General features: G+C 58.4%; 23 protein-coding genes. 7 read left to right on the forward strand and 16 right to left on the reverse strand.

The genetic code is table 11. The features are described 5' to 3' along the window. Positions 1-63 precede the first annotated feature (63 nt). Entirely contained in the window at positions 64-924 is an 861-nt protein-coding gene (amrB, locus tag H567_RS0107590) for an AmmeMemoRadiSam system protein B (protein ID WP_028320939.1), read from the forward strand. Between the two features lie 448 nt (positions 925-1,372). After that, on the forward strand, positions 1,373-2,194 hold the full coding sequence (locus H567_RS23675; RefSeq protein WP_161626579.1) for a sensor histidine kinase: 822 nt from the start codon (positions 1,373-1,375) through the stop codon (positions 2,192-2,194). Here the strand turns inward: H567_RS23675 and H567_RS0107600 are convergent. Continuing rightward, positions 2,187-2,705 (reverse strand): response regulator, encoded by a 519-nt coding sequence (locus H567_RS0107600; RefSeq protein WP_028320940.1) that lies wholly within the window; start codon positions 2,703-2,705, stop codon positions 2,187-2,189. The genes H567_RS23675 and H567_RS0107600 overlap by 8 nt on opposite strands. Positions 2,706-2,920: 215 nt before the next feature. On the opposite strand from H567_RS0107600, the gene H567_RS28445 reads away from it, so the two are divergent. From H567_RS28445 to H567_RS0107625, 5 genes are all read left to right on the forward strand, one after another. After that, positions 2,921-3,412 carry a hypothetical protein gene (locus H567_RS28445; RefSeq protein WP_028320941.1) on the forward strand — a complete coding sequence of 164 codons (492 nt, stop codon included), beginning with the start codon at positions 2,921-2,923 and terminating at the stop codon, positions 3,410-3,412. Between the two features lie 21 nt (positions 3,413-3,433). Further along, positions 3,434-3,634, forward strand: coding sequence for a DUF8180 domain-containing protein (locus H567_RS0107610; protein WP_028320942.1), 201 nt, complete (start codon positions 3,434-3,436; stop codon positions 3,632-3,634). A gap of 24 nt (positions 3,635-3,658) precedes the next feature. Then, positions 3,659-3,847, forward strand: a complete 189-nt coding sequence (locus tag H567_RS0107615; RefSeq protein WP_028320943.1) for a CooT family nickel-binding protein — start codon at positions 3,659-3,661, stop codon at positions 3,845-3,847. A gap of 212 nt (positions 3,848-4,059) precedes the next feature. Further along, positions 4,060-4,821: an SIR2 family NAD-dependent protein deacylase gene (locus H567_RS0107620; RefSeq protein ID WP_035253640.1), complete on the forward strand. Its 762-nt coding sequence runs from the start codon at positions 4,060-4,062 to the stop codon at positions 4,819-4,821. A 232-nt stretch (positions 4,822-5,053) separates the two neighbouring features. Next, positions 5,054-6,400, forward strand: a complete 1,347-nt coding sequence (locus H567_RS0107625) for a hypothetical protein (protein ID WP_153306088.1) — start codon at positions 5,054-5,056, stop codon at positions 6,398-6,400. Positions 6,401-6,512: 112 nt separating this feature from the next. On the opposite strand, the gene H567_RS0107630 is transcribed toward H567_RS0107625, so the two are convergent. The 15 genes from H567_RS0107630 to nusA form a co-directional block, all read right to left on the reverse strand. Further along, complete coding sequence (locus H567_RS0107630; protein WP_028320946.1) at positions 6,513-6,992, reverse strand: tRNA (cytidine(34)-2'-O)-methyltransferase; 480 nt, start codon at positions 6,990-6,992, stop codon at positions 6,513-6,515. Between the two features lie 160 nt (positions 6,993-7,152). After that, positions 7,153-7,674 (reverse strand): GAF domain-containing protein, encoded by a 522-nt coding sequence (locus H567_RS27045; RefSeq protein ID WP_028320947.1) that lies wholly within the window; start codon positions 7,672-7,674, stop codon positions 7,153-7,155. Between the two features lie 93 nt (positions 7,675-7,767). Continuing rightward, positions 7,768-9,267: a bifunctional metallophosphatase/5'-nucleotidase gene (locus tag H567_RS0107640; RefSeq protein WP_028320948.1), complete on the reverse strand. Its 1,500-nt coding sequence runs from the start codon at positions 9,265-9,267 to the stop codon at positions 7,768-7,770. Between the two features lie 45 nt (positions 9,268-9,312). Further along, the gene (locus H567_RS0107645; RefSeq protein WP_028320949.1) at positions 9,313-9,528 is read right to left on the reverse strand and encodes a hypothetical protein; all 216 of its coding nucleotides are present in this window, start codon (positions 9,526-9,528) and stop codon (positions 9,313-9,315) included. An 11-nt stretch (positions 9,529-9,539) separates the two neighbouring features. Then, the gene (gene dut, locus H567_RS0107650; protein WP_028320950.1) at positions 9,540-9,992 is read right to left on the reverse strand and encodes a dUTP diphosphatase; all 453 of its coding nucleotides are present in this window, start codon (positions 9,990-9,992) and stop codon (positions 9,540-9,542) included. Positions 9,993-10,017: 25 nt separating this feature from the next. Next, complete coding sequence (locus H567_RS0107655; RefSeq protein ID WP_028320951.1) at positions 10,018-11,274, reverse strand: M16 family metallopeptidase; 1,257 nt, start codon at positions 11,272-11,274, stop codon at positions 10,018-10,020. Beyond that, the gene (gene pnp / locus H567_RS0107660; protein WP_028320952.1) at positions 11,274-13,364 is read right to left on the reverse strand and encodes a polyribonucleotide nucleotidyltransferase; all 2,091 of its coding nucleotides are present in this window, start codon (positions 13,362-13,364) and stop codon (positions 11,274-11,276) included. The genes H567_RS0107655 and pnp overlap by 1 nt, the downstream gene beginning before the upstream one ends. 61 nt (positions 13,365-13,425) lie before the next feature. Next, entirely contained in the window at positions 13,426-13,677 is a 252-nt protein-coding gene (rpsO, locus tag H567_RS0107665; protein ID WP_035253704.1) for a 30S ribosomal protein S15, read from the reverse strand. Between the two features lie 150 nt (positions 13,678-13,827). Further along, entirely contained in the window at positions 13,828-14,757 is a 930-nt protein-coding gene (truB, locus tag H567_RS0107670; protein WP_035253641.1) for a tRNA pseudouridine(55) synthase TruB, read from the reverse strand. Further along, positions 14,747-15,718 (reverse strand): DHH family phosphoesterase, encoded by a 972-nt coding sequence (locus H567_RS23685; protein WP_051184597.1) that lies wholly within the window; start codon positions 15,716-15,718, stop codon positions 14,747-14,749. The genes truB and H567_RS23685 overlap by 11 nt, the downstream gene beginning before the upstream one ends. Continuing rightward, entirely contained in the window at positions 15,708-16,076 is a 369-nt protein-coding gene (gene rbfA, locus H567_RS0107680) for a 30S ribosome-binding factor RbfA (protein WP_028320955.1), read from the reverse strand. Before rbfA ends, H567_RS23685 begins: the two co-directional genes overlap by 11 nt. 90 nt (positions 16,077-16,166) lie before the next feature. Further along, positions 16,167-16,454 carry a DUF503 domain-containing protein gene (locus H567_RS0107685; protein WP_028320956.1) on the reverse strand — a complete coding sequence of 96 codons (288 nt, stop codon included), beginning with the start codon at positions 16,452-16,454 and terminating at the stop codon, positions 16,167-16,169. Between the two features lie 6 nt (positions 16,455-16,460). Beyond that, on the reverse strand, positions 16,461-19,295 hold the full coding sequence (gene infB / locus H567_RS0107690) for a translation initiation factor IF-2 (protein WP_028320957.1): 2,835 nt from the start codon (positions 19,293-19,295) through the stop codon (positions 16,461-16,463). A 61-nt stretch (positions 19,296-19,356) separates the two neighbouring features. Further along, positions 19,357-19,647, reverse strand: coding sequence for a YlxR family protein (locus H567_RS23690; protein ID WP_051184598.1), 291 nt, complete (start codon positions 19,645-19,647; stop codon positions 19,357-19,359). Continuing rightward, on the reverse strand, positions 19,613-20,917 hold the full coding sequence (gene nusA, locus H567_RS23695; protein ID WP_035253643.1) for a transcription termination factor NusA: 1,305 nt from the start codon (positions 20,915-20,917) through the stop codon (positions 19,613-19,615). Before nusA ends, H567_RS23690 begins: the two co-directional genes overlap by 35 nt. Positions 20,918-20,928 lie beyond the last annotated feature (11 nt).

The raw sequence follows: 20,928 nt of genomic DNA on the forward strand, positions 1-20,928 counted from the left end.
GCACCCGCCGTGCAACCCGCAAACTGCCGGGCGGCGTCAGGGACCTTGAAAGGAGGGGAACCTATGCCTATCCGCACCGCTGATTTCGCAGGCACATGGTACCCGGGAACCGAGCGGGAGTGCCTTGCCGCCATTCGAAGCTTCACGGACCCTGCCCTCTCTTGCCCAGCCGGGGCGCAAAGGGTGGTCGGGGGGATTGTCCCTCATGCGGGTTGGGCCTTTTCGGGGAAGATCGCCTGCAATGTCATCCGGTGTCTTTCACAGAACGGTGAAAAGGCCGATACCGTCCTGATCTTCGGACACCACATGCACGCCCGAAGCCCGAACCTCATCATGAGAGAAGGTTTCTGGGAAACGCCCTTCGGTGAACTGGAAATCGATTCGGAGATCACCGACCTGCTGATCCAGGAGTTCGATTTCGAGGTGGAAACAGCGACGCGCCACGTCCAGGACAACACCATTGAATTGCAGCTGCCTTTCGTGCGCCATTTTCTCCCGGGTGCCCGCATCGTCCCGATCGGTTCGCCTCCCCGGGAAGACGCCCTGGCCATCGCGGGCCGCGCAGCAGAACACTGTCTTCGCCTCGGCAGGAAGGCGAAGGTCATCGGATCGACGGATCTGACCCACTATGGGCCGAGCTATGGGTTCTTGCCCAAAGGCGATGGGACCCAGGCCCTCCAATGGGTGAAAACGGTTCAGGATCGTGCCGTCATAGAACAGATGCTCCGGATGGACTCACGAGAAGTGATACGGGAAGCGCTTCAGAGCCAAAACGCATGCTGTTCCGGGGCGGCGGCCGCCGCCATCGCGGCCTCCGAAGCCCTCGGCGCCGCCCATGCGAACGAGATCGCTTACATGACCAGCTACGACGTGCGCCCCGACAGGAATTTCGTCGGATATGTGGGCATCGTCTACTACACCTGATTTCCATCCGGAAATGGTCTTTTTGGCCCATCTCGGCGTCAATCTGCAAGTTTGCTTGTGCGGCGATCTGCAGGTCTAAACCGTGCGAAGCCTTGATTTCCTTGATGTTGCAAAAAGCGGAACCCACCCCGAAGAGGCGAGACGGAGCATGCGCAGGGTGTGAGGAAAAAACCCCCCGCCTTTCCGGATGAGAACCGGCTTGTAGTGGCAAATGGCCTTTTTGCCGGTTTGAACGCCCGCAACGGCTCCAACTGCCGGCACCCCGGGGAGGCGGAGAACAGGCACCGATTCGGGCGCAGCCCTTTAGAAAATTGTATGACAGGAGGTTTATGGAGATTTGATTTTTTCTAAGGGACTTGATATGATTCGGGCGACATTGGGCCGAAGGGACGTCAGGGCGAAGGCGCCGATCGCGGCGGAGAGACAATCGCCTACGGGGAACGATGCAATGAAAAACGAGACTGAGCAGAAAACCTCGGATAACCGGCAACGTATCAAGATTGATCTGCTGGTGCATGATTTGAAGGTACCGTTGGCTGTTATCGAGGCGGGCATAAGCTCTTTGCTGACCCGTCCTGAAAAGTACGGGCCCGTGACGGAAAAGCAGCAGAAGGTGCTGGCTCGAGTTCTCAGAAACACCAAAATCACACAGGCCTTGGTCAACGATACGTTGGAGCTGGGTCGGTCGAGGGAGGGGTTGATGAACTATGCCACTATGCCCCTTTCGGAACTGCTCGAACAGGCGATCGGCGAGATCTTCGATCTGGTCGATTCCGATATGGCGGACTCCATCAAGAGCTGCGCCTCTCTGGAGGTGCTGAAGCGCACTTTAGAAGAAAAAGGACTCCATCTGAAGCTCGATGATGCGCTTTGGTGTCGTGAGGTTTGTCTCGACGGAAGCAAAACGACGCAGATCCTCCGGAACCTCTTGACCAACGCCCTGAAGTACCGGAAAAAGCTCGTAGAGTTGTCTGTAAATCTCGAGAAAGACGGAGACGCCATCCAATTCACTGTCAAAGACGATGGCGAAGGCATACCTGCCGTCTATCACAAAAAGATCTTCGACTGCTACTTCCAAATGGATGCAACGGATGTTTGCAGCGTCCGGGGCCACGGGCTCGGACTCGCTGGAGTCATGGTGCTGATCGAAGATATGGGTGGGCGCCTCTGGCTCGAAAGCGACGAGGGGAAAGGCGCCACCTTCCGCGTGAGACTCCCTCTCAAAATCGATGGGAAGGAGTCTTCGCCGCGCACGCCGACTGCTACATGATGTCTTCCAGTTCTTTCTTCGAGACGCGATAGGTCTCGTCGAATTCGTCCCAGAAATCCCTGTGCTTATCACGCCAGTGCGGACCGAACTTCTTGTCGAAAAAGGGTTTGAGCCTGGTGAACCAGGTGCCCTCCCGTATTTCTCCGCTTTCGGCCGCCGTTAACATTTCCGCCAGATAATGAGGCACATCGGACAACTTGTCCTTCGGGATATAGGACCGCGCACCTTTCTTGATCGACTTGACGAGATTATCCGGATTCAGGGCATGAGCGGTCAGCATCAGCGTCGGGATGCCCTTCTTTCGGGTCAGATCGAGAAGGTCGTAGCCTCTGACCCCCATGATATCCAGGATGGCTGCATCGTAATTCCCTTTGGCGATGAACTTCTCGGCAGTCTCGTAGTTGGGCGCCGTGTCGATGAGGCACATATCCAGAATTTCCTCCAAGGTTTCAAGGATATCAGGCTCATCGTCAACGATCAGGATCCTCTTCCCTTTCAAGGTCTCTCTCATGTCCCGCCTCCGTGCTGGCCTCGCTGTTGGCAACAATACACTCTGATGAATCTTAACCTGCTAAACATTGCTCGTCAATTTTTTTTCTAAAATTGGACTAGAGTTAATCATTGAAGACTTTTTTAGTTTCCACCCGGAAATGATTTCGCCGTAGAATCCACTTCCTGTCCGTAAAGGAGCACTTTTAGCTAATACAAAGGAAATCCAGCGTTTGCTTGTGCGGCGACCTGCGGGTCGCCGCACAAGCAAACGGGCAGATTGACGCCCAGGTTGGCGAAAAGGCCCTTTCCGGACGATACTTGTCGAGGGCGGCCTATGCCGACATCCCCTCCTCCTCGAACAGGCAAATCCGAAGGACACCCCCTGAACTTCTTGACAATATCCTTCACCCTCCTTACCCTTATGAGAGTGAAAATCTGCGGGTGTTCCGTCGCAGCCGACGCGTTTCATCTCCAGCCAATGGCAATACAGGCTTCGCGGTGCGCCGCGGCGAGCTGATTCGTCATGGCTCAAACCCGGAGCCATCCCACCTGCGTTTTCATGCAGACCAGTCCCACCGCTTCGCGGCGGGTTCCGGTTTGGCCGACATGAATGAAATCAACCGTGTGCAAAAGGATGTTTCTTTGCCGCCGCAAGAGCAAACGTGCAGGTTGACGCCGAGATGGGTCAAAAAGACCATTTCCGGAGGGAGACTATTTCAGAATTGAAGCCACTCAAGGAGAACGCTGATGGATGATTTCGACAAGGCCCGGATCAGGATGGAACACTGGATCCATCATAATGAGCACCACCAGGAGGAATACGAATTGTTTGCGGATCAGCTTGAAGATGCGGGCAAGAAAGAAACCGCCCGTCACATCCGCGAAATGATCGAGTACACTGCCAAGACGAATGAGGCGCTCCGCAAGGCGCTCGCATCTCTCGTTTAAAGCTTTGAAGCAAGGATGAAACCAATGTGTGAAGCTCATGCTTTTGTCTTGAAGGACGGGCAGGAAGAAAAACTGCTCGAAAATGTCGATCTGCTCGAGGTGGAAGGAGACGACATCCGCCTAGTCAACATATTCGGAGAGCAGAAAAAGATTAAGGGCATTTTTCGTTCTTACGACAACACCCAGCGGAAGATCTTGATCGACCCCTCCTGACCCTGTCCCCGGACCGAAAAAGAGGATTACGGCTGCTGTTCTTTGAATCGCGTAGGGCCGGGCGGAGCTTTGACGTTTGTCCCGGGGACAGCCACACACAGAGATCTCCTTCGAAATGCTCTGCGCGGACACGGATCCGAACAGGATGCCGATGCATAGGACGTAGGTCCGAAGGGCTTTGCCTTCGCGGGGAACTAAGGAGCAGATTCTTTATGCTCGAAGAACGTCTGGTCATTGAAGCAGCCGGAACGATCATGCGCTCCGGGTTGACGGTTGCCCTCACAGGGGCCGGTATTTCGGTGCCTTCCGGGATCCCGGACTTCAGAAGCGCCGAGGGGCTTTGGGCGCGGTTCGATCCTGCGGAGTATGCGACCATCTCCGCCTTTCACGCCAATCCCCTGAAGGTCTGGGAGATGTTGAGGGAAATGGAGAAACTCCTCAGGTGCGCTCAGCCGAACCTCGCTCACATTGGAATGGGCGAAATGGAGAGGCTCGGCTGCCTCCGGTGCATCATCACCCAGAATATCGACAACCTTCATCAGGCCGGCGGCTCGCGTGAGGTGATCGAGTATCACGGAAACGCCGCCTCGCTCACCTGCCTCGCCTGCGGCCGCAGATACAGCCGCCAAGAAAAGGAAGGCGAGGACACTCCGACGTGCCTCTGCGGAAGCATCCTCAAGCCTGACGTGATTTTTTTCGGTGAAGCCATTCCGGAAGAGGCCCTGAACCGCTCCTTCCACCTAGCTTCATCAGCACAGGCCCTGCTGGTTGTCGGCACCTCAGCGGTCGTTTCTCCTGCCAACACGATCCCGTCCATCGCCAAGAGAAACGGCGCCTGCATCATTGAAATCAACCAGGAGCGTACCCATTTGACGGACAGCATTACGGACATCTTCCTCCAGGGAAATGTGGTCGACGTGGTTCCTGTGTTGGTTGATGCCCTCAAAAAGGGAACGGTTCGTCATTCCAGATAAGGCAATCGAAGCCACCCGCGCACCCTCGGATTTTTCGAGCCAGGGCCTCAGGCGCAAGATGCCGCCTTCCGATGCGCCTCGGGTGTGCCCGGATTCGCCTTGTCGGAAGCTCGCGTACTTTCTTATTGACAAATGGCTGATTATGAATAGATTAACCTCCATCTGCTAAGAGCCTCCGTACTCTTGAGGCGGCGAGAGCAGAGGATTTCAGTGGTCTCGAAGGATGAGCGTTTTGACCATACGGATCGATCAGGACACCCTTGAGCATGCCTGCAAAAGCATTATCGAGACCATCCTCTTCTGCCTCCCGAATGCTTACAAGGGAACAGTCTACCTTATCGGCGGCCCTCCCGGCCTGAATGCCACCAGGATTACTTCGGGGGTGATCGACTCGGACCGCCAGAGCATTTCGTGGGGACTCCCCCAAGCCTCCGACTACAACCACCCGGGCAAGACATGGCTGGAATACCGCGACGAACCCAACCGCCCGCTCGAGGCGATGGCTTGGTGCGTCGAAAAGCAGAAGAGCTGGACGGCAGAAGATCCACGGGCCGACTCCCGCAGCGTGCGGCTCCAGGTCGAAGGGGTCTGGGAAGATTTTCATCACATGGAGCCGGTCCTCGTCCGGAAAAAGGACCTTTTCATCAATAACAACGGGGCCTACCCGGAGTTCCCGAAAAACAGTTACGGGGAGACCCTCTGGCAGTTCAGCGAACATGTCGTGGTCGCTGTCATCAAGATCCATTTCCGGCCCTATACCATCCGCATAGGCAGCCCTGAGACCCGGCTGATCAAGAAACTATCCCGGACGCTCGGCACCGAGCTGCTCTCCTACCAATTGAAAGAGCAGTCGCTCGAAAGCATGCGGCACCTCGCCGAAGACAAGATCAAGGCATGCAACATCCTCGCTCATTCGATCCGGAACGCGATAACGAAATCGGGTCTGATCTTCTCCCTCATCAAATTGGAGTTGAATTTTCTACGTGAGCAATGGGAAAGAATCATCCTGCAGCTCTGCGATCCAACGCTCACCAAGAAGGGGATCATCGAGGAACTGAACAAGGCGGCCATCGATTTCAAGACCGATGAAAATCAGCCCGCCATTCTTGACCTTATTGAAGTCCAAACCCGTTTTCTGGAGCTGTTTCTCTCCCCCGAAACCGGTGAGAACTGGGTGCACCTTCAGATCGAGGAGCGCTGGGACGAACTGATGCAGGCGGCCAATGCCTCCAGCGCCCAGCGGCAGGTCATCGATGAAAAGATCGAGCGGCTCCGCCAATCCCTCCGTTTAGGCAAGACCGCCGAGCTATTGGCCGAATATGTCGATCTTTCGGCCGAAGTCAAACAGGAATGGGTCGAGCTGCTCTATCAGAACACCGACCAGATCGATCTCAAGTATCTCGACCGTCTGATCCACATTCTCGATGCGCATGATCTCAGACTCCCCTACCAGGAGAAATCCCGCAAGACCATCCTTCGTTTGAAGGTGTTGATGGAGATCATGGGCGAACTCGAATCCGACACCAACATCGCCCTCAGGGAAGTCTTGAACGGCAAGTCCAACGAACCCCCGCAGTAGCCGAGGCGCTTTTCCCCCTCGAAACCTGCTGCACACCCGCTTCGGCGGTTTGCAGCAGGGAAGAAGCACCTCTCTCCCGCAGCGACTGGTTCCCCGAGCGACCCGCGGGCCGCTAAAATCGTCCGATCGTTTGGAGATAATGGTAGGCGACGATCCCGACAGAGGTCGAAAGATTCAGGCTGCGGACCTTTCCCCAGATCGGGATGGCGTAGAAGGGGAAAATTGACCGCAACTCGGCGGGAAGTCCTCTGGTCTCGGGCCCGAAAAGGAGGTGGTCACCTGGCTGGACGCAGGCTTCCGTGTAGAGCGGTTCGGCATGGCGGCTGAATGCGTGAACGGAATGCGGCGCCATCGATCCAGCACCCAGATAGGCGTCGAACGACGGGTGATGCACGACATCCACCTCCGGCCAGTAATCCAACCCGGCCCTCTTCAATTGCCGGTCATCGACCTTGAAGCCCAAGGGATGGATCAGATGCAGCCGGAGCCGGGCGGCGGCGCATAACCTGGCGATGTTGCCGGTGTTGGCAGGGATCTCGGGTTCATAGAGGACGATATGGAGGGCAGGTTCAGACAGCGGTTGTTCATCCATGTCAAAAGGGGCTTGCTCCTAAAACACCTCTAAGGCGCAGCCCGTCGTCCCATCCGGGAATGAGGACTGGAAAGAAGAGCGCCTGACGCGCAGCCTCCCCGGTCCGCAGGTTTCAACCGGCTGGGCCGCTCTTAGCGCAGGCCCGGAGATTGATTGTCATTCAAGAGGGCTCTTTTCTCAGCTCTGAAATCGCAGCGCGTTCGATGGCGAGGCAGCTCAGCTTCCCGAGTGTGTTCAGCAGCTCCATTTCCTCGTGAGTCGGCGTCTTCTTGGCCGGATAGTACACCCGCAGGATGCTGTAAGTGGTCTCGTTGACGGTGAAGGGGATCCCGATGAACGCAGCGATCCCTTCCCGCTTTGCGACCTCACGGTTGCGGATCCGGGGATCGCTTTCGAAATCGTTGATGATGATGACGTCCCCTTCCATGATCTCGGTGATGCTTTTGCCGCAGTCGATTGCGCCCTGCTTGAGATACTCCTGACTCAGACCGTAGCTCGACACCACCTTCAGATTGAAGCTGCCGTGCTCGAGCACACGCAGTGTGCTGCCCTTGCCCCCGGTCAATTCAGCCGCCAGGGACAGTATGAAATACAGCGTGTCGCCGAGATCTTCATCCTGATAGACGGCATCGACCACGCGCACAAGGGCGTAGAAAAAGGAATCCATCGGGTTGGTCCGCATCGTCGGCTCCTTTCCGGATCCATGAACGCCGGATCTTCGAATGGCAGGTTCAGAGCAAAGCAGCCTGGGCGGGGGACGCGCGAAGGCTGTCGATCAGAACCTGCGCTTGATCCGCCCCTCTCCTTCAGCAGGGTAGTCAATGGTTCTCAGGTGCCGCGCGTATCCGATCAGCGCTTCGTAATCCTTCCAAGGGGTCATCTTCCAGACGATGCTCTCAGGTGGGAGATGCAAATATCTTTGCATATTTTTCGGGTCGGCGCAATGGGCGTTGTGCGTGAGCGTGTACCATTTTCCGGGGGCGAGCGGTTTGCCGTTGACCGAGACCTCCTCAACCCTTTTACCGGCAGGATTACCTATGTTTACGGAATAGCGAATACCCGAAACCTGATTCTGGAAATTCTCGACCTCGCCTTCCAGGATTTGAAGGAGCTGCGCTCCGGTGAGCTTTCCGGTCACCAGAGCGTTGCGGAACGGGGTGATGTCTTTCATGTCCCCTTCGCGCAGTTCCAGCGGCTGATCGTAATAGATCGGAAAGTCCAACCGCAGAGAGGACCCGTTGGTCATCGCGATATCCGTCCCGGTCGCCCAACGGAAGGCGTCCGTGACAAAATTCCCGAGGCTGCTCTCCTGCCCCCTCAGATAGCTCCCTGTGAGCGATCGTTCGAGAAAGGCCACGACCTCTCCGCGGCTCGCGTCGAACGACTCCTTCACCCGCATCGTCGAATGGGTCAAGAAGTCCGGCCCCCACGGAACGATCCGGCTCTCCAGCCGCTTCACCTCACCCGCCGACAGAAGGAGATCGACCCGCCCATAGAAACGGTTCATGGCCCCCGCCTCGGAGACAGGGATCCCGCCTGCATCCACGGGTTCTTCGAGCACCAAGTGGTCGTGCCCGGCCAGAATGATGTCGATGCCCCATTCCGGCGGCAGATCACAGGCGAACGCCTTGATCGCGTCGAGGTGGTCGTGGATCAACAGCACCGTCAGGTCCAGACGCCCCATTTCCTGGAGGGCCTTCCCGACCGCTTCCCGCATCGGCAGAAAGGTCAGGCCCGATTTTTCTACCTCCTGCAGCACCCGGCGATTCCTCTCGAGGAGCAGGCCGATCCACCCGACCCGAAGGCCTTCGTCCGTCTCGACGACCTGGTATGGCCTGTAAACCGCTCCCTGCTGCGGATGAACCAGGTTTGCGCAAAGCGGTGGAGAGGCAAAGGATGACGGGTCGGGGAGGCCGTAGTCGAATTCGTGGTTCCCGAGCGACCAGATCACCCGTTCGCCAAAACCCTTTTCCGACATGTGCCGGCAAAAGGCATTCCAGAGCTCCGTCTCCATTTTTCCCTTCTGCGCCGCAGGCAGTTCCGGCCCGGTGAAAAGATCGCCGGCCATGGCATAGAAACTGCTCGGCTCCTCCCGGAAGAGCTCCTCGAGCAGTTTCGCCGTCTCGCCGAGCCCGCAGCGGTTTCCCGCAGGAAAGAGCCAGCCGTGGAGGTCGTTCTGATGGATGATGACGGCGCTTTGCTCCTCACTGTGGGAAGCAGGCGGGGAAAGCAAAAGCAGAAAAAAGACGAGCAGGGTCGACAGGAATGGCAGCAATGTACACCTCCAAGTCAAAACCGTTCGACTTTGAAGAGTAACGTCTTAGAAAGGTCTCAGCCGGCCGCAGTCCGGACATTGCCACTGGACCCCGCTGCAGGTCAACCCCCACAGGTTTTCATCCATGCAGGTGTTGCAGATCTGGAAACCGCACGGGCAGGTCCAGCAGAAGGGCTGCTCCTTGCCGCAGACGCTGCAGACATAGTGGCGTCGCCTGCGCCTTGCGCCCCGGTCGGAACGGGCTTTGTCGACGGAAGACATGATTTTTCAGGTTATTCGATACCGGTGTGGCCGAATCCCCCGGAACCCCTCGGGGTTTCGTCGAGGCTGACGCTTTCGATCCACTCCGCCCGGTAGACCCGCGCGAGGACCATCTGGGCGATACGGTCTCCGGGTTCGACCCGAAAGGACTGCTCCCCCCAGTTGATCAGGATAATGCCGATCTCCCCCCGGTAATCGGCGTCGATCGTTCCGGGGGCGTTGACCATTCCGATTCCGTGCCGAAGGGCCAGACCGCTCCTCGCACGGATTTGAACCTCGAAACCGGGCGGAACAGCGACGCTGAGGCCCGTCGGGATCCGTTTGAACTGTCCCGGGGCCAAGGTCACCGGCTCACGAAGCGCCGCCCGGACATCCATCCCCGAGGCGCCCTCGGACGCATAGGCGGGGAACGGCACCGCACTCGCCCCTTCCAGGCGCTTCACCCGGATGACAACGGGTTTCATAAGGCATCTCCGTCCACACCGTGGTTCAAAAATGGAGAATATCGGCCGCCACCTCTTCTTCTCTCATGGGACCGAGTGTCGCAAGGGCCAGACGCCCGTTTTCGAATATGCTCCGGCTCACCTCGACCACTTCGTCGAGGCGCACCCTTTCGATGGATTCGGCCAGTTCGTCGTATGGAACGTACCGGCCGAAGAGAAACTCGTTCTTCGCCAGGCGCATCATGCGCCCTTCGGCGCCCTCGGCCCCCAGGTAAAGGCCTCCCACCAAGTTGTCTTTCGCATGCGTCAACTCCTCCTCACTCACTTCGCCGCGCCGGATTTTTCCGATCTCGCGCTCGATGATCTCGAGCGCCGGGTTGACCTGCTGCGCGTCGGTCGCCATGTACACGCCAAGCAGCGCCGCATCGGCATAGGATGAAAGAAAGGAATAGACGGCATAGGCCAACCCTCGCTTTTCGCGGATTTCCTGAAAAAGCCTGGAGCTCATGTTCCCGCCGAGTATGGTGTTGAAGACGGCGGAGGCGAAGCGCTGCGGGTCCCGCTGCGAAGGTGCGGACGCCCCGAGGCAGATGTGCACCTGTTCGAGGTCTTTTTCGCGCACGAGCAGTCCGGCGTTCAACTCCGGCACCACCCGTGCCGGCGCATCCTCTCCCGACGGAAGACCCTCGAACAGAGGTCTGAAAAAGGCGACCACCTCTTCGTGTTCAATGTTTCCGGCGGCAGCCACGATGGTCCTCTCGGGCACGTAGCGCCTACGGATGAATTCCGTAAGCGCCGCCCGTTCGATCCCACCGACGCTCGCCACGGTCCCCTGGATCGGCATCCCCATAGGGTGATCCTTCCAGGAAAGTTCGGTGAAGAGATCGTGGATGTTCTCATCCGGGGTATCCTCCACCATGCAGATCTCCTGCAGGATTACCTGGCGCTCGCGCTCGACCTCCTCGGTGGAAAGCGTCGAGTTGAGGACAATGTCCCCAAGGATATCCGCCAGACGCCCGAAATGCTTGTCCAGGACCCGGGCGTAGAAACAGGTGTTCTCCTTGGCGGTAAAGGCATTCGAAAGCCCTCCGATCGCATCCAGTTCCAGCGCGATATCGAGTGCGCTCCGGCGCTTTGTACCCTTGAAGAGCATGTGCTCGATAAAATGACAGGTGCCGCACTCGGCGGCACTTTCGTCACGGGATCCGACGTCGATCCAGATCCCCAGCGATACGGATTTAAGATACCGAAGCGGCTCCGAGACGATCCGGAGCCCGTTCGGCAGCACAGTTTTACGAACCATCAACCCACGCTTTCTCCCAGGGCAGCCTTGCGGGACAACCTGATCTTGCCGTCGTCGTTGATTTCCAGCACCTTCACGAGGACCTCGTCCCCCTCTTTCACGATGTCGGATACCCGGTTGACCCGCTCGTGATCGAGCTGCGAGATGTGTATCAGACCGTCCGTCCCGGGAAAGATCTCGACAAAGGCGCCGAAGTCCATGATCTTGACCACCTTGCCTTTGTAAATCCTGCCCACTTCGGCCTCCTGGGTGATGCTGCGGATCATCTCGATGGCGATATCCGCGGACTTTTTGTCCTGGCTCGCGATGGTCACCTTGCCGTCATCCGTGACGTCGATCCTGGCCCCTGAGGTGTGGGTGATCTCCCGGATCATCTTGCCCCCCGGGCCGATGATGTCGCGGATCTTTTCCGGCTTGATCTGGATGACGGAGATGATGGGGGCATACTGGGAGACCTCCGCGCGCGGCTTGGCGATGGCTTCCTCCATCTTCCCCAGGATATGGAGGCGCCCCTCACGTGCCTGTTCGAGCGCGCGGCGCATGATCTCCGGCGTAATCCCCTCCATCTTGATATCCATCTGAACGGCGGTGATGCCCGTTCGGGTGCCCGTCACTTTGAAATCCATGTCCCCATAGTGATCCTCGTCGCCGATGATATCGGTGAGCACCGCGACCTTCTCCCCCTCGCAGACAAGCCCCATGGCCACGCCGGCCACTGTGTCCTTGATCGGAACGCCGGCGTCCATCAGAGAGAGGCAGCCTCCGCAGACACTAGCCATAGAAGATGATCCGTTGGATTCGAGGATCTCCGACACGACGCGGACGCAGTACTCGAAGTCGTCGCTCAAGGGCATCACAGCCTCCAGCGCCCGCCTGGCCAGATTTCCGTGGCCGATCTCGCGGCGACCGGGGCCGCCCAGGCGCTTGGCCTCCCCCACACTGTAAGGGGGGAAATTATAATGCAGGATAAACGATCGCATCTGATCGCCGTAAATGGACTCGATCTTCTGCTCGTCCTGCTCGGTGCCGAGGGTCGTCAGAACCATGGCCTGGGTCTCCCCCCGCGTGAAAAGCGCCGAACCATGCACCCGGGGCAGCAGCCCCACGACGCATTCGATCGGTCTGACCTGATCGAACGGCCGTCCGTCTATCCGCTTCCCCTCGTCCAGGATCATGCGGCGCACCAGCCGGCGCTCGAGTGCATCCATCTGCTCGCGGATGAAGGCGGAATGATTGGGGTAATCCTCCTTCAGAGACTCGCTGACCGTCTTGAACGCCTCTGAGCGGCTCTGCTGGCGCTTTTGCTTGTCCGCTATGGATATGGTGGTTTGCAGCCGTGGAGTGGCGAGTTCCTCGATCCGGGCGAGGAGGCCGGCATCATGCCCTGGAGGGTCGATCACGCGCTTCGGTTTGCCGACCGCGGCCTTGAGCTCCTCCTGCATGTCGAGCATAGGCTGAATCGCCTTGTGCCCGTAGAAAATGGCGTCGATCATCTCCGACTCGGGAACGAACTGCCCGCCACCCTCCACCATGACCACCGCAGAACGGTTTCCGGCTACGATCAGATTGATGTCGCTTTCAAGGAGTTCGCTTTGCTTGGGGTTGGCGACAAACCGGCCATCGATCCTCCCAACGCGCACACCCGCGATCGGGCCGGCGAAGGGGATGTCCGAAACCTCCAGTGCGGCCGATGCCCCCAAGATGGCCAGCACATCGGCGTCGTTCTCACGATCCGTCGAAAGCACGGTGGCAATGACCTGGGTCTCGAAGTGATACCCCTCCGGGAAAAGGGGCCTCAAAGGACGGTCGATCAAACGGGCCGTCAATGTCTCCCGCTCGCTCGGCCTGCCCATGTCCCTGCGGAAAAAATTCCCTGGAATGCGCCCTCCCGCGTAGGACATCTCCTGGTATTCAACGGTCAGGGGGAGAAAATCGATCCCCTCACGGATATCTTCGGTGGACACAGCGGTCACGAGCACCACCGTCTCCCCGAATGTCACGACGACCGCCCCGCTGGCCTGCCTGGCAATCCGTCCGCTTTCTACATGCAACGGCCGGCCGTCTATATCGATACTGCAGCTTTTTATCATGTTTTTCCCATTCCTTTCAGTTCATATGCAGCGACCATGTGAGCCGGGAAAAGCCCACTGTCTACCTCCGGATACCGAGTTCTTTGATCACGGTCCTGTATTTTTCCATATCTTTCTTCTTCAGATACTCGAGCAAACGCCTTCTTTGTCCAACGAGTTTCAACAGACCCCGACGCGAATGATGGTCCTTCTTGTGAGTTCTGAAATGGTCCGTAAGGTACTGAATCCTTCCGCTCAGGAGGGCTATCTGCACCTCAGGCGAACCCGTATCTTTTTCATGGAGTTTGAAATCGTCGATAATCTTTTTTTTCATCTCAGGCGTGAGAACCAATTTTGTTACCTCCTGTCTCCCTTGCTTCTTTCTTTGGCCGGCGGGATAGCTCATTCGTCAGGATGCCGCCTTCCTCATTTTGGGTCTGTTTCGTTCACCGTATCATGGCCAAGGGCATGGCCGCCTCAAAAATCATGAAAACACTCTGGCGATGCTCAATCGTTCATAACCTACCCCCTGATTTCCCTTGATTTCCAAGATGGCCACCAATGCATCCCGCTGGACGAGCTTTGCGAACCCATCGGGAAAAACCGCTGAAAAACCCTGCTCTAACCCCAGATCCCCCCGCACCGGCTGATAGCCTTTGCGCACCTTGTCCGCAAGGTGCCGATCGATCTCGATCCCGGGGATCTCGGGAATGGAGGCATTCAAAGAAATGAGCCGCGACCTGATCGAAGCTTCATCCCGCAGCGTCGCGATTTCCACGCAAGGCAAGGCATTTCTCACGTCCAAACCTCCGCTTCGCAGCCGCCGCAACGAAGTCAGATGCGCTCCGGCGCCAAGTTCATCCCCCAGATCGGCAGCAAGGCGTCTGACATAGGTCCCAGCCGAGCAGGAGACCTCAAAATCGACAAACGGCAGCTGCACACTCAGGATGTCAAAATCTTCCACCTCGATCTGTCGCGCCCTCAGCTCCGGCTGGAGCCCTTTTCGGGCGAGCCTGTAGGATCTTGTTCCATTGCACCGCACTGCTGAATAAATCGGGGGCACCTGCTGCCGGCACCCGACCTGGCGTTCGGCCGCGGCCTCGATCTCCTCGCGGCTGAATTCATTCACCACGCGGCGGTTGGTCACTGCCCCGTCGGGGTCCAGGGTGTCGGTTTCGATCCCCAGTCTCAAGGTCCCTCGGTAGAGCTTTTTCCCGCCCATCAGGAACGGGGAAAGCTTCGTTCCCTGCCCGAGCAAAAGAACCAAAAGACCCGTCGCGAAAGGATCCAACGTCCCGGCATGCCCAGCCTTGCAAACCCCCATTGCCCTCAGAGTCGACTTGACCCGGGCTACCACAGCGTACGATGTCTGATCCGGCCCCTTGTCCACCAGCAGGATTCCGTCAAGCTGCATGGGCCTCCAGCATCTCGGCCGCGGCATCCAGAAAAAGAAGCTTGAGGTCCGCCAGCCGCCCCTGTGCATCGAAGCCGGCCGCCCGCTTGTGCCCGCCGCCTCCGAACCGCTTGGCAAGCGCAGCCACATCAGCGAAATCGTTGGATCTGAGGCTGAATTTGTAAGCGTCATCAGCCGTCTGCCTCACCAGAACGCCGATCTCGACCCCGGAGAGGAATCGTGGGTAATCCACGAATGTGTCGCTGTCGGAGGTCGAGGCGCGGGCCTCACGGTACATGTCGAGGGATACCGTGAGCATCGCGATCTTCCCCTTCAGATGCGTCTCGAGTGTGCCGAGAGCCGATCTCAGCAGGTACAGCCGCGCGCATGGATACTCGTCCAGGATGAGCCGCGCACACCTGGACGGCCTCACGCCGTAGGTCCCCACGAGCGCCGCTGCAGTGCTGAAGGCGGCCGCGGAGGCGTTTTCGTAACGGAAGGAGCCTGTATCGCTCTGGATGGCAATGAAGAGGTTCTCGGCGACCTCATGGTCTATCGGGAATCCGGCGTGCTGCAGAAGCCTGTAGATCAACTCCCCGGTGGAAGACCATTCGGGCTCCACCCAGTTGTAGCGGCCGAAAAAGGTGTTGGTGGCGTGGTGGTCGATGTTGACCACCTGCGCGCCGCCCTTCACGCTCTCGACAACCTTTCCGGGCCGGTCGAAGTCGGCGCAGTCGAGGAAGATCAGGGTCACGGGTTCCCCATTCGGCGTGTAGTTCTGCAGAACAGTCTCAGCACCCTTCATACGATCGAAAGGCGGGGTGAGCGGTTCTTCGCTCAGAAGAACGGTTTCCTTCCCGGCGATGCGAAGCGATCGTCCGAGCGCCAACATGGCCCCCAACCCATCCCCGTCAGGATGTTTGTGGGTGGTGATGACGAAGCGCCTCCCCTCGCGCAGGATACAGGCCAGTTCATTCAGCATCGTTTACGGGGGCGTCCTTCCGAATGGATTCAAGGAGGCGTTCCATTGCACTCCCTCTTTCGAGTGAAGGGTCATGTTCGAAGATGATTTCGGGCACATATCGCAGAGACATTTTGAGGCTGATCCGCCGTTTGATGAATCCTTTGGCGCTGTCGAGCCCTGCCTGCGCCTTCCGAACCTCCTCGGACCCGCCGAGGATACTGTAATAGACGCGCGCTCTTTGCAGATCACTGCTCAATTTGATGCCGGTCAACGTCACATCGCGTGTGCGGGGGTCTTTAACGCTTTCGAGAAGGATCATCGCCATCTCCTTCAAAATCTCGTCCCCGACTTTTCTGGATCTCGTTCCTGCAAGCATGATAGGAACCTGTTCCTTACTTCCTTCGCCGTTGAAAAAATGAACCCGAGCGGTCGGCAGCAGACAAAAACATATCACGCAGGCCGGCGCTCACAGGTTGATCACCTCTGTCTCTGCATGAATGAGTTCCGCAAGGTAGAGCGATTCCAGAAAATCGCGGACATGATTCAGGCACGAGTCGACATAACGTCGATCGTTCCCGATCACGGCGATACCCAGCTCGATCTTCTGCCACTTGTCGTTGGAGTCGATCTCTGCAATCGAGACGTTGAATTTGGCCTTGACCTTGTCCACCATACTGCGGACCACCTTGCGTTTGCCCTTGAGCGAATGGCTGTCCGCAAGAAAAAACTCCACTCTGAGCGCACCCAGGACCATTTGTTCTTAAAGCTCCGCAGCGACTTCCTCGACCTGATAGGCCTCGACCACGTCGCCGGTCTTGATGTCCTGAAAGTTCTCCAGGCCGATGCCGCACTCGTACCCCGTCTGCACGTCCTTGACATCTTCTTTGAACCTGCGCAGTGATGCAAGGCGCCCGTCGAATATGACCACGTCATCCCGCAGGAGCCTGACGCGCGAATTCCGCTCGACATGCCCGTCGGTCACCTGGCATCCCGCAATCACCCCCACCTTCGGGATTTTGAACGTCTCCCTGATCTCCGCACGCCCGATCACCTGCTCCTTGTAAACCGGTTCGAGCAGCCCGGCCATCGCCAGGCGGATGTCTTTGATCGCGTTGTAAATGACGTCGTAATAGCGGATATCGACCTGTTCCTTCTCGGCGATATCCCTCACCCGCGGGTTCGCCCGCACATTGAAGCCGAGAATGATAGCGCCGGAGGCCGCGGCCAGCATGACGTCGGATTCCGTGATGGCCCCCGTAGCCGAGTGGATGATCTTGAGTTTGACCTCCTCGGTGCTGAGCTTGACGAGGGAGTCCGCAAGGGCCTCGAGCGAGCCCTGCACATCCGTCTTGAGGACGATATTCAGTTCCTTGACCGCGCCCTCCTTGATGCGGTCGAAGAGGTCATCGAGGCTCACCAGCCCCCGTTTGGCTTCCTGAGGCCTTGCACGGCCCTTCCGATGCTCGATGATCGTCTTCGCGGTCTTCTCGTCGGGAAGCACGGCAAACTCGTCGCCGGCCATCGGCACCCCGTTGATGCCGTAGATTTCGACCGGGACCGACGGACCGGCCTTGTCCACCCTCGCGCCCCGATGATTGGCCATCGCCCTGACGTGTCCGTAATAATCGCCGATGATGATGTAGTCCCCAGGGCGCAGCGTCCCGTTCTTGTTCAAGACTGTCGCGACAGGTCCTTTCGATTTGTCCAGCTGGGCCTCGATCACGATCCCCCGTCCGGGCTTGTTGGGATTGCCCCTGAGTTCCATGATCTCAGCCTGCAACAGGATCAACCCGAGCAGGTCGTCTACGCCTTCTCCGGTTTTCGCAGATATGTAGCCGAAAATCACCTGCCCGCCCCACTCCTCGGGAACGAGGTCGAGTTCGGCCAGTTCACGCTTGACGCGGTCGATGTTGGCCTCCGGTTTATCGATCTTGTTGACCGCTACGACGATCGGGATCTGCGCTGCACGGGCATGGTTGATCGCTTCACGCGTCTGGGGCATCACCCCGTCATCGGCGGCCACGACCAGCACGATCAGATCCGTAACCTTTGCGCCGCGTGCCCGCATGGCGGTGAAGGCCTCGTGCCCGGGCGTATCCAGGAAGACGATGTCACCCCCATCGGTCCGGACGTAATAGGCGCCGATGTGCTGGGTGATACCGCCCGACTCGCCCGCCGTGATCTTGGAATTGCGAATGTAATCCAACAGCGAGGTCTTGCCGTGGTCGACATGACCCATGATGGTCACCACCGGCGGTCTTGCAATCAGATCCTCCGGCCGGTCCTCCGTCTCTGCCAGGATAGCGGCATCTTCGAAGACCTCCCTTTCGAGTTCGTAGCCGAAATCATCCGCCACAAGGGAGGCTGTCTCATAATCCAGGGACTGATTGATATTCGCCATCAACCCCTGCTGGAGCAGCTTACGGATGAGATCGGCGGATTTGACTCCCATCGCCTTGGCCAACTCGCCGACCGTGGCCGATTCCTGAAACTTGATGCGGCGCTTGATCGCCTTGGGAACGGTGATCTCGGTTTGTCTCGCGCGCTTGGGAGCCTCCCTGCCTGGCTTCCCACCCTTCTTATCCTTCCGCTTCGCGCGACCCTGATAGAGGTCGGCTCGCTCGTAGACTTCTTTCTTGCGCGCCTTCCGCTTTTCCGCGGCCTCCTCGGCTTCCTCGACCTTCCGATCCTTTCTTTTCCTTGCGGGTTTGCCCTTTTTGGCCTTTTCGGCGACATCGCGGGCGATTTCGGCGGGGGTCATGGCTCGTGCAGCAGGAGCGGGCACTTCCTCCCCTTCGGCCTCTTCCGCCACTTCCTTGGCGATCAAATCACGCAAAGGGCCCTCTTCGGCCCGCTTGATGATTTTCGCCGGCTGATCCATCTTTTTCTTCTTGGACTTCTTGCCTTTAGGCTTCCCCTCGCGCGCCGGGAAAACGGTCTCAACGGCTGGTGCGACTTGGACAGGCTCCTCCGCCTCGGCTTCTATGGGTGCCCGCTCAGCCTCTTCGGCCTTCCCGGCCGGCTCCGGCTCCTCTACGGCTTGCACAGCCTCAGCCACCTGCTCCAGCGCTGCCGCAGTCTCTTCAACGGGAAGCGCCTCTTTCGCTTCAATTGCCTCTTCGACCTCAAGAATCTCTTCCGAGACCGAAGGTTCCTCGACCGCCGCCTCCGCCCGCAGAGCTTCCTCCGCCGGCGGCGGGGCCTCTTCCACCGGAGCCTCCTCCGCTGCAGGCGGAGCGCTCACTTCGACCCGGGCTTCGGCCTCTGCCTCCATCTGCATGCTGACAGGCGCCTCTTCAGGAGCTTCAGCCTCTGGAGGGGCTTCCTCGGCCGGGGGGGCAGCCTCGGCGGCGACAGGCTCCTCGACCTCGATCCGTTTTTTCCGGCGCCGAATGACGGTCGGCTTGACGCGCTTCTCCTCGATGACTTCAGCGACAGGGCTCGAGCCAAGTTTTCTGGCTTGCGCAACCGCATCATCGTCAAGCGTGCTCATGTAATTCTTGACGTCGATGCCGGCAGCATTCAGATCTTCGACCAGCTTCTTGCTGTCTACGTTGAGCTCTTTTGCAAGTTCATAAACTCTGACTTTCGCCATTTAACCCCCCAGAAATCATACAGATATCTTTGCAGCCGCGCCGCCCGGAAAACAAGCGGCCTCACCCGTTCCAAGGCGGGTCCGCCGGAATACGTCCCTTCACTTCGCGCTTGAACGCCCTGCGCAGCCGGCCCCCCTCGGAAATCGCTTTCCAGCAATGCGCATCGCGGCAGACATAGGCCCCACGACCTTCGGATCCACCGTACAGAAGCCTTCCCCCCTCCGCATCCAGCGTCAGGCGGAGCATCTCCGCCTTCGGACGTTTTGTTCTGCAGGCGATGCACGTCCTCATCGGGACGTGTCCGCCGCTGCATGCTTTATGCAACGGTTGTATCCCCCGCCTCGGGTGCATCCTCGAATGTCTCCTCTTCGGGCGCGGCCTCCTCAGGCTTTTCGACTTCCCGCCTCGCACGCTCGATGATCTCACCAGCCTTTTCCTCGGTCATGTCAGGCAGCGACATCAGGTCGGCAGTCGAAGCAACAGCCAGTTCGCGGGCAGAGCGAAAACCCTCTTCATAAAGCTCGGTAGCCATCTTTTCGCCGACGCCTTCTATGGCGATCAAGGATTGATAACCCTGTTTGAGAGCGGCGTTGTAATTCGTCTCGCTCGTAACCTCGATCGCCCAGCCGGTCAGACGGGAAGCGAGCCTGACGTTCTGCCCCTTCTTCCCGATGGCGAGGGACAGTTGATCGTCCGGGACCACGACCTCCATGGAATGGCCGCCTTCGTCCACGATCACACGAATGATCTCCGCCGGCGCAAGCGCGTTGCAGATGAATTTGGCCGGATCCGGATCCCAGGTGACGATGTCGATCTTCTCCCCTCGCAGTTCCTGCACGACAGCCTGCACCCGGCTGCCCTTCATGCCTACACAGGCCCCGACCGGATCGACATCCGGATCCCGCGAGGTCACGGCGATCTTCGCGCGGCTGCCCGGTTCCCGCGCCACCTGAACGATCTGAACGATCCCTTCGCTGATCTCCGGGACCTCGTTTTCGAAAAGAGCCGCAATAAAATTCGGGTGAGTCCTCGAAAGGATGATCTGCGGACCCCGGCTGAATTGCCGTACATCCAGAATATAGGCACGGATGCGGTCCCCCTGCCGATAGGTCTCTTTGCTGATCTGCTCTTTGAGCGGCAGTTCGGCTTCCGTACGACCCAGGTTGACGACGATGTTGCCGCGGTCGAAGCGCTGCACGATGCCATTGATGATCTCGCCCCGCCGATCCTTGAAATCATCGTAGACGATGTCTCGCTCCGCCTCTTTGAGCCGCTGCATGATGACCTGTTTGGCCGACTGGGCAGCGATCCTCCCGAATGCCTCCGTATCCATCTTGACGCCCAGGTCGTCCCCGAGTTCACACTCCGGATCGATCTCCCTGGCCTTCTTCAGATCGATTTGCAGGGCCGGGTTCGCGACTTCCTCAACCACTTCTTTGAATTCGAAGACCTCTATCTCACCCAGTTCTTCATTGTAGGTGACTTCCAGTTCGTAGTCCGGACCGTGCTTCTTGCGGGCAGCCGCTTTGACAGCCTCTTCGAGGGCCTTTACCAAAACATAGGGGTCGATGCCCTTTTCACGGCTTACCTGCTCGATCATCCGTTTCAAATCCGAAATCATCGTTATTTCCA

The sequence above is a fragment of the Desulfatiglans anilini DSM 4660 genome, from assembly GCF_000422285.1.
Classification (GTDB): Bacteria; Desulfobacterota; DSM-4660; order Desulfatiglandales; family Desulfatiglandaceae; genus Desulfatiglans; species Desulfatiglans anilini.